Below are 13,453 nucleotides of genomic sequence, written 5' to 3' on the forward strand. Positions count from 1 at the left end.
TGCCTGACTCACAAAAATGAGCAGGCACTTTTTTAATGTTTATAAAGTTGTTCAAGTAATTTAATATTCTCGAATGTTTTATCGTGGTAAGACTGTAAAGATTCATTTTGCTGAACAGCCTGTGTAAATGTCTCCACTTGTAATTTGTACTGATCCCCAATAATAGTTTCTTCATAGCTACCATTTTGAGTACTCACTTTTACAATACCTTTGTGCTCATTAGCGTCTGGACGATAAGCAAAAGGAATCTGAATGGTCCCTTTCGTTCCAAGTACCTCATATTGATGACGAAGTGGCGCATTAAAGCTACAATCTACTTGAGCCATAGATCCGTTTTCCATTCTTAACGTTACAAGTGATGTAACATCTACACCGTACTTATTATCCAAAGAAGATTTAACAGTATGTTCAATAGGATTACTATCCAATACATTAATGGCTGTATGTGTACCATAGCATCCTACATCCCAAAGAGCTCCTCCGCCTTTTTCTTTATCCAGGCGAATGTTGTATTTAGAGCGATCAAAACTAAAAGAGAAGCTAGCACGCAAGTATTCCACTTCTCCGATTTCACCTTCAGCGATTAATTCTTTCACTCGCTGATGTTGAGGGTGGAACTGATACATAAACGCTTCAAGAAACTGCACATTATTCTCATTGCATATCTCAATCATCTCCACCACATCTTGATGTGTTAAAGATGCTGGCTTTTCACATAAAATATGCTTGCCTGCTTCGGCCGCTTCAAATACCCATTTTTTATGTAGATGGTTCGGAAGAGGAATATATACCGCTTCAATCTCAGAATCTTGTAAGAGCTCTTCATATGACCCGTATGCTTTTTCTATATCAAATTGCTCTTGGACTTCTTTTTCTTTTCCACTTGAACTTGCAATTGCTACAACTTCAGAGTCTTCTGTACGCTGTATTGCTGGGATAAGTGCTTTCTTTGCAATGTTTGCAGCTCCCAGGATTCCCCACTTGATCATATCATCACTCCTTTTTCTTCCATCATAGCAACGTCCCTTTTGACTGTCGAACAATTTACTAGAGTAAGGAGCCCATTATGCTTTCTGTGGAGGGGTTATGTTTTACGTTTGAGCGTAATAGTTGTTGATTTGATTTTATCTTAATTTAGAGGTGTTGGGAATGATTGGGCTTAGTTAAGGCTTACGACAAAACAAATAACACCCATCCCTTACCTTATTGGCAAGGAGCAGGTGTTCAATGTATTGCAGTTTTTCACGATCTATTTCACTTACAAAAACGGTGGTTCTCTCGTTACTAACGGTTTATAGTATGCTGTACGACGGGTCAAAATGAGATTTTCCTGATCCAACCACCAGTCTGTTTTCATTGTTTGGAATGCGTTAACAAGTACTTCTTCTTGTTCACCTGAAGCAATTACTGTCTGATCATTGGTATAGTTTTGGTCCAAGTTGTATATAGCACTTCGACCCTTGAATCCATACTTCGATCCAACAAAGTTAGAAACAATGGTATAGGATTGAGCCCCTTTCGCTACAGCATCCCAGGTAGAGACTGTACCTTTTGGATAAGGATTCGGGAATACATCTTGATTCATCGACAGTTCAACTCCATAGTCCCCCGTCCAGCTTGCAGGTATGCAAATCATATCCGCGCGTTTAACAGCTAAGACACCTGCTACTTCTGGAAATGTAGCATCATATCCAATCATCATTCCAACACGCCCAAAGCCATTTACAGGGGTAACCATAATCCTTTTTCCTGGTGTGGCCCAACGCTCATCCCAATGATCTAAGTGAATTTTACGATGTTTCCCAATAACTTCACCTTCAGGACTTATAAATAGCGCACTATTATAAAAGTGAGGTAATTCTTTTTCGGCAAATCCAAATACGATATAAGCCTCTACCTCTTGTGCTAGCTTTTTCATCTCCTGCACTATAGGTCCATCATCTGTCTCAGCGTATGGCTCTATATCTTGCTTTTTTTGTAATTCCATCGGACCAATTACAGAAAGTTCAGGGAGGACAATGAGATTTACATCTTCCTCGACTTTGTCCCTTACAAGCTGCTTCACTTTTGTCAGGTTTACTTCTTTATTGCCAATCTCTGGTTCATATTGTATTGAAGCGGCTTTGATATTTCGTGCATGTGTGTTTTTGGTATAATCCCATGGACCTAAAAAGAGCATTAATTCTTTGTAAGACTCCATACGACGCTCTAACATTCGAGATTTTGCAGGGTTTGCAAACTGAGCTGGATCAATGCTTCCTTCTAAAATATATGGGGAAGGATCTTCTTCATCAATTGTCATTGGCGCTTCGGCAAGCTTTTCCCCATAAGGTGACCATACAGAACTAAGACCGACCATATTAAAATCTTCTTCTTTGTCAGAACGGTTTGCACTAACGATATAGAGGCCGTTCATTTCTGCCCAGTGCTGCAACATCGAGATGGAGGCACTAGATGAATTCGTTGGGAAACACAAAATATCAGCACCATTTACAGCTGCTAGTCGTGCGGATTCAAAGTACGTAGAATCCTGACAAATAATCATGGCGATGTTACCAATATCCGTTTCGTAAACTGGACAACCGATATCTCCCCAACAAGACCAGTAGGTCTCAACGACCCACTGATGAATTTTGCGGTACTTTCCTATATATCCATTTGGGCCAACAAGAGCTGAGGAGTTGTAATACAACCCCGTTTCAAGATCAACTTCTGCCATACCAATAACAATATACGTGTTGTATTCCTTAGCAATCTCGGCAAACTGCGCAGTTGTTAACCCCGGAATCGTATCTACATAGGAGGAAATAGCGGAACGATCTAAATAATGATAACCCGTTGTAGCCATCTCAGGAGTAACAATGAGTTTGGCACCCTTTTCAGCTGCTTCTCGAACATACTTTTTCAATTCGCGAATGTTCGCATTACGTCGGTTCAACTTCGGATTGTATTGAATGGCTGCTACTGGAAATGGTCTAGATATAGACATCTGAGGGCCTCCTTAACGAAATAAGTTTTTTTTAGCGTAACACATCTCTTTTCATGGCTAGAAATATAAAACTTTGATCAATATCATTTCTCTTACATGTTTTAGCAAAAAATACATGTATGACAGAAGTATGCCATCTCCACCTTTTACTCAAAATAACAAAAAAGACCCATTATTGGAGGAACCGTTATGAAGGGTAAGAAATGGGATTTGTTTGCATTAGCAGCTATCCCTTTATTAATGACGTTAGGGAATTCTATGCTAATTCCTGTGTTACCCATTATTGAACGTGAAATTGATATCACGTCTTTTCAGTCGAGCTTAATTATTACCATTTATTCGATTATAGCAATCCCCCTCATCCCAATCTCCGGATACCTATCTGATAAGCTCGGTCGGAAAAAAGTCATCATCCCTAGCCTTATTATTGTTGGAGTTGGAGGAGCCATTTCAGCTTATGCAGCTTGGCACATGAAGAACCCTTTTACTGTTATATTGATCGGACGATTTATTCAAGGAATTGGTGCTTCAGGTGCATTCCCAGTCGTAATCCCAACCGTAGGAGACATGTTTAAGGATGAGGAAGAAGTAAGCAAAGGCCTTGGCATTATCGAAACTTCTAACACATTCGGCAAGGTTCTAAGTCCGATCTTAGGTGCACTATTAGCCGCAGTCCTATGGTTCCTACCATTTATCGCTATCCCCATTTTATCTGGATTAGCCATTATTCTTGTCATGATCTTAGTAAAGGTTCCAAAAGAAAAAAACCAAGAACCTAAACAATCTTTTCAAGCATTCATTCATGTTATTCAAGATCTACTAAGAGAAAATGCCAAATGGTTAACTTCGGTTTTTCTTGCAGGGTGTATTTTTATGTTCGTTTTGTTTGGGTTTTTATTTCATTTCTCAAGTATATTAGAGGATGATTTTAAAATATTAGGTTATAAAAAAGGCTTATTTTTAGCCGTACCTTTACTCTTTTTATGTGTGGCTTCTTATATTGCTGGTAACAAAATTGGCGAACATAAGGTTTTAATGAAGTGGATTATTTTAATTGGAAGTGGAGTAGCTGTTGTTGCGTTCCTTTTTGTACAAGGCAAAGAAAGTCTGCTTAGTTATTTCATTTTATTATCCATTGCAGGTACTGGCATTGGAGTAGCGCTCCCTTGTCTAGATGCTTTTATAACGGAAGGCATCCCAAAAGAAGAGCGTGGGACTATGACCGCAGTGTACAGTTCTATGCGTTTTATAGGTGTAGCAGCTGGTCCTCCTGTTACCGCTCTACTAATGAAATCATTTCCTTCCATCCTTTATTATAGCTTTGCTGGATTCGTATTCCTTAGCTTAGTTATAAGCTTTTTAGGTATAAGACCTTCTAAATCTTAAAAGAAATACCTACGCACCAAGCTACTAGTCTTGGTGCTTTCTTACACATATTCATTACTATTTTTTGATGCTACAATAAAATCAAACTGCATGAGAGGAAGACAGACGATGCTTGAATTATTTCTTCCTATGCTTGAACGTTTAGGAATTATTGTCACCGTAGCCTTTATCATTACAAGGTTTCGCTTTTTCCGTGAATTAATCGATCAGAAAACCCTTCACCCTCAACAACAATATATGGCCATTCTGTTCTTTGGTCTCTTTGGTGTGATTGGTACATATACAGGGATTACTTATGATACCTCTTCCTCCCTATTCGGCAATGTTGTCTATGACCTTGGAGAGTCGGAAGCTATAGCGAATTCACGCGTAATTGGCATTGTAGCCGCGGGGTTATTTGGTGGTTATCGCATTGGTGTTGGAAGTGGTCTTATTGCGGGATTACATCGCTTCTCACTTGGAGGCTTTACAGGATTTGCATGTGGTGTATCAGCCGTTGTGGCTGGTCTTATTTCTGGATTTTTTCATAAAAAGAATCAACCACTTAAGCTGAAAACTGCTCTACTAGTTGGTGCATTAGCTGAAACGGTTCAAATGTTAATTATACTCGGTATAGCTAAACCTTTTGCGATGGCGTGGGACCTCGTACAAGAGATTGGCCTTCCGATGATTATGGCAAACGGAGTTGGATCAGCTCTATTCTTACTCATCATTCGGAATGTTTTAGCTGAAGAAGAAAAGGCCGGAGCCATCCAAGCCCAGAAAGCATTAAAGCTGGCTGAATCTACAATCTCTTATCTGCGAACGGGATTAAACTCTAATTCTGCCCAAAACGTGTGCAAGATGATTTATGAAGAAGTCAACGTCAGTGCTATTGCCATGACAGATCACCAAACCATCTTAGCCCATGTTGGAAAGGCAAACGACCATCACCAATCAGGAGAACCTATCCAAACAGATGCCACAAAAGAGGTGCTTCATTCAGGAAAAATGTTGATCGCAAACCACGCCTCCATCCAATGTAAAATTCCTGAATGTCCTTTAGGTGCTGCAGTTATTGCACCTTTGAAGCGTAGAAATGAAGTTATAGGTACACTGAAGTTCTATGTGCGATCAGAAAAAGAAATTTCAAATGTCCTACTAGAATTAATTCAAGGACTAAATGCTTTATTAGGACAACAACTTGAGATCGCAGAAGCAGAAAAGTCTAAAGAATTAGCCCGAGAAGCAGAAGTGAAGGCACTCCAAGCACAGATTAACCCTCATTTTTTGTTTAATTCGTTAAACGTGATCGTGTCTTTAACCCGTACAAAACCAGATCGTGCTCGCTCATTACTTATTGCACTTTCTAAGTTTTTCCGCCAAAACTTAAGCGCTACAACGAAGACATGGACCTCTTTATCTGAAGAACTAAAGCACGTAAAATCTTATTTACTAATTGAAGAAACACGATTCGAAGATAAGTTACAAGTTGAATATGAAGTGGACGAGAGTGCCATGAACGCCAAAATTGCTCCTTTAACACTCCAACCTCTCGTTGAGAACTGCATAAAACATGGTATTAAAAACAAGGATGGAATCGGAAAAATCTTAGTTAGAATTATGGAAAAAGAAAACGATATTCTAGTTTCTGTTCAAGATAATGGAATTGGAATGAGTAAGGAAGAGCTTTCTAGACTAGGTGAAAAGAGAGTAGACTCTAGTCAAGGTACTGGACTTGGAATCTATAACGTAAACAAACGCTTGGAGTATATGTATGGTTATACTTCAACTCTTCAAATTCATAGTGAACCGAATAATGGCACGATCATTTCATTTGTTATTCCTAAGAACTATCAGGAGGATCGATATGAATAAACCAATCACAGTTCTCGTTGTAGATGATGAACGTTTTAGTAGAGAGGAACTTATTTACTTATTAGAGCAACATGAATCCATCAAAGTCATTGGTGAGGCTGAATCAGGAGATACTGCCCTTATGAAAGCTATTCAGACTCAACCTGACGCCATTTTCCTAGATATAGACATGCCTAAAATGGATGGAATGGAAGTAGCAAAATCTGTCCTAGAGCTCAAGAAAGTACCTCAGGTTATATTCGCTACCGCATACCCTGATTATGCTGTAGAAGCTTTTCGTCATGAAGCATTGGACTATTTATTAAAGCCCTTTGATGAGGAGCAATTAACTGAAACCATAAAACGTATTCATTCAAGATTCACAAAACCAAACACAAATCATTCAAGAACAACACCCCCATCAAAGTTACCTATAGAGGGAGAGGATGGAATTATATACATATCTCCAGATGATATCCTTTATGTTAGTCGAGAAGAAAGAGTAACGAAAATCGTTACGAAGGATCGTACTTTTGAAACGAAGTGGCCTTTAAAAGATGTGGAAGAACGACTACAGGCATTTACTTTTTTCAGAATCCATAAGAGCTATTTAGTCAATTTAAGACACATTGAAAGACTAATCCCTTGGTTTAACGGTGCTTACCAGTTAGAACTTCAAGGGATAGACGAAAAGTTGTCTGTTAGTCGAAACTATATTAAAGAACTCCGTGAGCAACTGGAATTGTAAATAGATAAAGATCTTAAGCTTTTCTCCAAATACCCAGTGCATCTTAATCACGCCTAAATGTATCTTAACTCCCTCACAAAACATCTTAAACAGAAACAGCACTTTTGTAAGCGTAATCATGATACCTTTTGTGTAAGCGATTACAAAAAGAGGGGGACAAGACATGGTAACTTTTCTAGTGAGTATTGCACTATTAATCATTGGTTATTTTACGTACGGTAAATATGTAGAAAAGACGTTTGGAGTAAATACTGGACGACCTACCCCAGCCTATTCCAACCAAGATAATGTGGATTATCTTCCAATGGGGAAAAAGAAAAACGCACTCATTCAGCTATTAAATATTGCAGGTGTTGGTCCGATTTTCGGTCCAATTTTAGGAGCCCTTTATGGTCCAGTTGCTTTTCTGTGGATTGTTTTAGGCGCAATCTTTGCAGGAGCTGTTCATGACTATCTAACAGGTATGATCTCGATTCGTAATAGAGGGGCACACTTACCAGAGTTAGCAGGGAAGTTTCTTGGGAAGGTTATGAAACACGTCGTTAATGCTTTTGCTATTCTACTTTTAGTACTAGTTGGTACGGTGTTTGTAACTGCACCAGCAGATTTGCTTCATAGTATGACAAGCAGTTGGTTAACACTACCGATTATTTTAGCTGCGATCTTTGTCTATTATCTAGTTGCTACATTACTTCCTATTGATAAAATTATTGGACGTTTTTACCCAGCTTTCGGGGCACTTCTTTTAATTAGTGCCATTGGTGTCGGTGCTGGACTTGTGTTTACAGGAGCACCAATCCCTGAGTTGTCCTTTACGAATATGCATCCTGATAACGCACCAATCTTTCCACTACTATTCTTAACGATTTCTTGTGGAGCACTATCCGGATTCCATGCAACACAAACACCAATCATTTCACGTACAACCCAACAAGAAAAACAAGGTCGTCGTATTTTTTACGGCATGATGATTGCCGAAGGTATTATTGCTATGATTTGGGCTGCTGCAGCTATGAGTCTATTTAACGGATCAGCTGGTCTAAACGAAGTATTAGCAAGCGGTGGTCCTGCTGCAGTTGTAAGCGAAGTATCGAAGTCTATGCTTGGAGCAGTAGGTGGAACGTTAGCGGTTCTTGGCGTTATTGTTCTTCCAATCACATCTGGGGACACTGCATTCCGAAGTGCACGTATGATTATTGCGGACTATATTAACGTAACACAGAAAAAAGTAGCAAATCGTCTATGGATCGCAGTACCGATGTTTGTCATTTCGTTCATGCTGACTAAAATCGATTTCACGCTTTTATGGCGCTACTTCTCTTGGGCAAACCAATCAACGGCTGTCATAGCCCTTTGGGTTGGAGCAACATACTTGTTCCTTTCTCGAAAAAATTATTGGATTGCTGCAGTACCAGCAACATTCATGACGATGGCAACTTTCTCTTATATTTTAAATGCTGATATCGGGTTTAATCTCCCTATGAATATCTCTTATGTCGTTGCTGCATTTATTACTGTAGGGATTGTAGCCGCTTTCTTCAATCATGCTCGCCGTTCTTTACAACGAAATATTCCGCTTGAGGAAGAATGGAGAGACATTGCGTAATGGGTTGCTGTTCACCAAACTATACAGAACACGTTAAAGAACAAGAGAAATCGGTTAATAATGCAGAACATGAAACCATGCCATTTTGGTTCAAAATACTAAGTGCTTTAATGATTATTAGTGTTTTTTATATCATGTAAATTGAAAACCACCAGTTCAAGTAAAACTGGTGGTTTTATTTTTTATATTTTCTCATTGCACCATGATGCGTAGACCCAATACCTCTATTAAAGGAAAGTGAATGCTGAATCGCATACGTAATAAATTGCTTAGCTATTTGAACCGCTTCTTCTACTGTCTTCCCTTTGGCAAGCTCTGCTGCAATTGCGGCTGAGTAAGTACAACCGGCTCCGCTAGTATGAATGGTTTCAATTTTATCGGACTCAATTTCAAAAAACTGCTCCCCATCATATAAAATATCTGTCGCATTCTCCGTTAATGGTCCACCTTTTACTAACACATATGCTGGTCCCATATCTTTTATTTGTATAGCAGCTTCCTTCATATCTTGGACAGAATCTATACTTTCCACACTAGTTAAGCGTGCTGCTTCCATTCTGTTCGGGGTAATTACATTTGCAAGGGGAAGCATAAGTTCTTTAAAAGATTCGATGGCTTCATCTTTCAGCAATTGCGATCCCATTTTTCCAATCATCACTGGATCAACTACAAGGTTAGGTATGGATAATTCTCTTATGAGTTCAGAGACACGAACGATGATATCCTCTGTAAAAAGCATTCCTGTTTTAGCAGAATCAAGTCCTACATGCTCATGAGCAGCATACACTTGTGCTTCGATTGCATCGATTGGGTTAGTAAATATCCCCTGTTCTGTCTTGGCATTGTTTGCCACCATAGCGGTTATCGCACTCATTCCGTAAACATCTCTTTCTTGAAATGTTTTTAAATCAGCCTGAATTCCAGCACTCCCTTGAGCTGCGGATCCTGCTATCGTTAATACACGTGGTAATGTCATGCTTCTACTCCTTTTTTCATATTTATTATTCCTATTGTACGGCAGTTTCCTTTTGTAATGCGAATAGACTGATTGCATTACCTCTGTTAGCCTGCACCATTTTGTATTAAAATAAGGTTGGTTGATAAAGGAGGACATACGTAACATGAATAAAGATATCAAACTCATCGCTTTAGATATGGACGGAACATTATTAAATAACGAGCACGAGATCTCTTCAGAAAACCTAGCTGCTATCAAAAAAGCAAAGGATCAAGGCTTTCATGTGGTGATTAGCACTGGACGTTCTCTTTCTACGTGCAAGGAAATTATTGAACCCTTAGGAGAATCCGCTTATCTCGTCACGATTAATGGCGGCGAGATTTATGATCAAAACTTTGAGCTTATCGAGCGAAATTCTTTTGATCCAAAAGATGTACGTAAGCTTTGGGATCTTACACAAAAGCATCAGGCCTTTTTCTGGTCCTCAACTGTTCAAGGGCGTTTCAACTCTGAAGAGCCTTTTGCAAAGGAAGTTGAAGACTATGAATGGATCAAATATGGCTTTAATTTTGAGGATGAAGAGTTACGTGATACCGTTTTAGAGGAGCTAAAGGGTCACGATTCTTTTGAGGTAACGAACTCAAGCCCTCTTAATCTTGAAATTAATCCAGCTGGTATCAATAAAGCTACAGCCTTACGTAAAGTAAGTAAATGGCTGAACATTACTATGGATAACGTCATGGCTGTTGGAGATAGCTTAAATGACATCGCTATGATCCGCGAAGCAGGATTTGGCGTTGCTATGGGGAATGCTCAGGATGTTATTAAAGATGAAGCAGATTGGGTAACTGGCTCAAATCTTGAACATGGCGTAGCTCAGGCTATTGAACGTGTTTTAGAGAAATAACTTCAGCAGAATTTTTTTAGTAGTTCAGTTTTGGAGTACCACTTCTTAATTGAACTACTTTTTTTATTATGGAATGGATTAAACGTAATATTTAGCAATATGGCAGTTATCTGGAATAAGCTTCTGAGTGAGAGGAAGGGTTCGTTGCGTTTGTGAGGTGTGGGGGCATTGAAACGGCAATACTCCTGCGGAATAACGGGCGAGCGAGACCCCGCAGGGAACGAAGTGAGTGAGGAGGCTCGATCGTTCGTCCGGGGAAAGCAGCCCGTTTCCCAGCCCACCACACTCCACAAGAGCAACGGAACCATACTCATCTTATCTCGAAACCCAGTTTTCCATATAAAAGTGGGCTTATATGGAATTAAAAAGGGCATTAAACTGATTTACAGTTCAATGCCCCCTTTTTCTTATTTCTGTGTTCCAAGATACCTTTTTATTAACTCCACAAATAAACCCTGACTTCATGAGGTCTAAGACTTACATTGGATACTTCTTGTTCCACCTCATAATTATGAAGGAGCAGTTCAACATCACTTGTCTCTACCGAGTACTCAAACAGATTCTCCTCATCACTCATGTTGGCCACTACAAGTATTTTCTCGCCTTCAAACTCTCTGAAGAAAGCATAAATCTTAGCGTGATCCTCTAATATAGGCTGATAATCCCCATATGAAAATACCTTATAAGTCTTACGTAATGAGATAAGCTTTTGGTAATAATAAAACACAGAGTTCTTGTCATTCAAAGCATTTTCAACATTGATCTCAGTATAGTTCGGATTCATTTTGATCCATGGTTCCCCATCTGTGAAACCAGCATTTTGCGAGCTGTCCCACTGCATCGGTGTTCGAGAATTATCACGACTTAATAGTTTTAATTCCTCTAACACTTCTGCTTCATCACGACCTTTTCCAACCTCTTCGTTGTACTTATTGATCATGGCGATATCTTGGTAATCATCAATGGAATCAAAATCCACTCCAGTCATGCCAATCTCTTCACCCATAAACACATACGGAATGCCTGGTAGTGTATGAACAAGTGTACCGAGTAATTTAGCTGACTCCACTCGATATTCTCCATCATTTCCAAAGCGAGTAACCATTCGCGTGTGATCATGGTTATTTAAGAATTGTGAGTTCGTTCCTCGACCAAATATTCCCTCATACCAACGTTTTTGAATCTCTTTAAAACGAGGTACATCCATTCGGACCATATCATCACAAACTTCGAAATGAAAAAGAGTATTTAATTCTTCACGGTCTTCCCCTACGTATAACAAACCATCTTCTGGTGTCACAAACGGGATTTCTCCAACTGTAAAGACGTCATAATGTTTCAATACCTTTTCATTCATCTCCTTTAAGTACTCATGAATGCCTGGATTATTTCCTAGGGAATCAAGGTTCTCCGGATTCTCTGCATCAGGGAAGCCTTCAAGCTTAGCTAAGAGATTGATAACATCCATGCGAAATCCATCGATGCCTTTATCTAGCCAAAAGCGCATCATGTTATAGATTTCTTCACGAACTTCTGGATTCTCCCAGTTTAAATCAGGTTGTTCCGTCGCAAAGGAGTGGAAATAATACTGTCCTGTTTTATCATCATACTCCCAAGTAGATGGAGTAAAATAGCTTCTCCAATTATTTGGTTCGGATCCATCTTCTTTCGCATCCCTCCATATATACCAATCTCTTTTTGGATTATCCTTAGAAGAGCGTGACTCTATAAACCATGGGTGCTGATCGCTGGTGTGGTTTACAACCAGGTCCATAATTAACTTCATGTCACGCTTATGAACTTCTTCTAACAAACGCTCAAATGTCTCCATATCTCCTGCCTTATCCATAACGGAGTAGTAATCAGATATATCATAGCCATTATCCTTGTCTGGTGACTCAAAGAACGGATTTAACCACAGGACATCAATGCCTAATGATTGTATGTAATCTAGCTTTTCGATTACACCTTCTAAATCACCGACTCCATTGCCAGATGTATCATTGAAGCTTCGCCAGTAAACCTGATATACGACAACTTCTTTCCACCATTTCTGTTCCATTTGTTCACCTCCGTTTTTTATCTAGAGCATGTATTATCTATTGCATGTTCGATTTGAAAAAGTAAAGCTGCTGCGCCAATCGTACCGGCATTATGATCTAAACCTGAAGACACAATCTGTGTTTCTCTTCCAGAAGGACTTAATGCGTACTTTTGAACATAGGATTGGACCACCTTAAATAAAGGATCTCCAACCTTTGAAACACCTCCACCGATAACGATTTTTTCTGGATCGAATGCGTTTATCAGATTCGTACAACCAGCACCAATTATTGTGAAGATAGGTTCGATCATCTCTTTAACAGATAGGTCCCCCTGGTTATAAAGTGTAAATACTTCTTCTGCTGTTACAGGACGCCCCAAAAGCTCTGATCCCTGTCTCGCAATACCTGTCCCAGAAGCGATCCACTCCCAGCAACCTTTTTGACCACAAGTACATGTTCCATAAGATGGATCAATCATCATATGACCAACATCCCCTGCATTGCCGCTTTTACCTGATATCAAACGACCATCAGAGTAAATACCCGATCCTATACCTGTACTTATCGTTAAATACATGAAGTCCTCATTCGGTTGGGCAGCACCTATCCACTTTTCAGCTAATGTAGCAGCGTTACAATCATTTTCGAGTCGTACAGGAAGCTTATACTTTTCTTTGAAAAGATGGACAATGTTTACATCATGCCACTTCGGTAGATTCGGTGGGCATGTGATCAACCCTTTCTTTGAATCTAAAGGACCGGGAGCTCCGATTCCAATGCCGTGTATTTTTTCAAATTGAACTCCTGATTGTTCGATTAACGTATCAATTCCACCAAATAGTTGATGAATCACGTCTTCTGGATTTGCTTTAACATCTGTTGGAATTTTGGCTTGGTGGTACAGAACACCGTCCTCTCCCACAAGGCCAATCGCAACTTTTGTGCCACCGATATCGATACCGAGCACATAATTCATCT

10 protein-coding genes are annotated in these 13,453 nt (G+C 39.5%); 5 read left to right on the forward strand and 5 right to left on the reverse strand.

Features of this window, described 5'->3' with window-relative positions:
- Positions 1 to 32: 32 nt before the first annotated feature.
- Both GS400_RS19425 and GS400_RS19430 read right to left on the reverse strand, forming a co-directional pair.
- Complete coding sequence (locus GS400_RS19425; RefSeq protein WP_236561074.1) at positions 33 to 989, reverse strand: Gfo/Idh/MocA family protein; 957 nt, start codon at positions 987 to 989, stop codon at positions 33 to 35.
- Between the two features lie 269 nt (positions 990 to 1,258).
- Complete coding sequence (locus tag GS400_RS19430; RefSeq protein ID WP_160104375.1) at positions 1,259 to 2,989, reverse strand: nitrilase-related carbon-nitrogen hydrolase; 1,731 nt, start codon at positions 2,987 to 2,989, stop codon at positions 1,259 to 1,261.
- 189 nt (positions 2,990 to 3,178) lie between these two features.
- On the opposite strand from GS400_RS19430, the gene GS400_RS19435 reads away from it, so the two are divergent.
- The 4 genes from GS400_RS19435 to GS400_RS19450 all read left to right on the forward strand — a co-directional run bounded on the left by GS400_RS19435 (position 3,179) and on the right by GS400_RS19450 (position 8,565).
- Entirely contained in the window at positions 3,179 to 4,375 is a 1,197-nt protein-coding gene (locus tag GS400_RS19435) for an MFS transporter (RefSeq protein ID WP_160104376.1), read from the forward strand.
- Positions 4,376 to 4,483: 108 nt separating this feature from the next.
- The gene (locus tag GS400_RS19440) at positions 4,484 to 6,232 is read left to right on the forward strand and encodes a sensor histidine kinase (protein WP_160104377.1); all 1,749 of its coding nucleotides are present in this window, start codon (positions 4,484 to 4,486) and stop codon (positions 6,230 to 6,232) included.
- A complete protein-coding gene (locus GS400_RS19445; protein WP_160104378.1) occupies positions 6,225 to 6,959 on the forward strand; it encodes a LytR/AlgR family response regulator transcription factor in 735 nt (244 codons plus the stop codon). The genes GS400_RS19440 and GS400_RS19445 overlap by 8 nt, the downstream gene beginning before the upstream one ends.
- 163 nt (positions 6,960 to 7,122) lie before the next feature.
- The gene (locus GS400_RS19450) at positions 7,123 to 8,565 is read left to right on the forward strand and encodes a carbon starvation CstA family protein (RefSeq protein WP_160104379.1); all 1,443 of its coding nucleotides are present in this window, start codon (positions 7,123 to 7,125) and stop codon (positions 8,563 to 8,565) included.
- 175 nt (positions 8,566 to 8,740) lie between these two features.
- Here the strand turns inward: GS400_RS19450 and thiD are convergent, their stop codons facing one another.
- Complete coding sequence (gene thiD, locus GS400_RS19455; protein WP_160104380.1) at positions 8,741 to 9,541, reverse strand: bifunctional hydroxymethylpyrimidine kinase/phosphomethylpyrimidine kinase; 801 nt, start codon at positions 9,539 to 9,541, stop codon at positions 8,741 to 8,743.
- Positions 9,542 to 9,686: 145 nt separating this feature from the next.
- Between thiD and GS400_RS19460 the strand changes: the two genes are divergently transcribed.
- On the forward strand, positions 9,687 to 10,430 hold the full coding sequence (locus tag GS400_RS19460) for a Cof-type HAD-IIB family hydrolase (RefSeq protein WP_160104381.1): 744 nt from the start codon (positions 9,687 to 9,689) through the stop codon (positions 10,428 to 10,430).
- 436 nt (positions 10,431 to 10,866) lie between these two features.
- Here the strand turns inward: GS400_RS19460 and GS400_RS19465 are convergent, their stop codons facing one another.
- Both GS400_RS19465 and GS400_RS19470 read right to left on the reverse strand, forming a co-directional pair.
- Positions 10,867 to 12,492: a glycoside hydrolase family 13 protein gene (locus GS400_RS19465; RefSeq protein WP_160104382.1), complete on the reverse strand. Its 1,626-nt coding sequence runs from the start codon at positions 12,490 to 12,492 to the stop codon at positions 10,867 to 10,869.
- Positions 12,493 to 12,509: 17 nt separating this feature from the next.
- Positions 12,510 to 13,451: an ROK family protein gene (locus GS400_RS19470; protein WP_160104383.1), complete on the reverse strand. Its 942-nt coding sequence runs from the start codon at positions 13,449 to 13,451 to the stop codon at positions 12,510 to 12,512.
- Between the last annotated feature and the right edge of the window lie 2 nt (positions 13,452 to 13,453).

Origin of the sequence: Pontibacillus sp. HMF3514 (genome assembly GCF_009858175.1) — a bacterium.
Lineage (GTDB): Bacteria > Bacillota > Bacilli > Bacillales > BH030062 > Pontibacillus.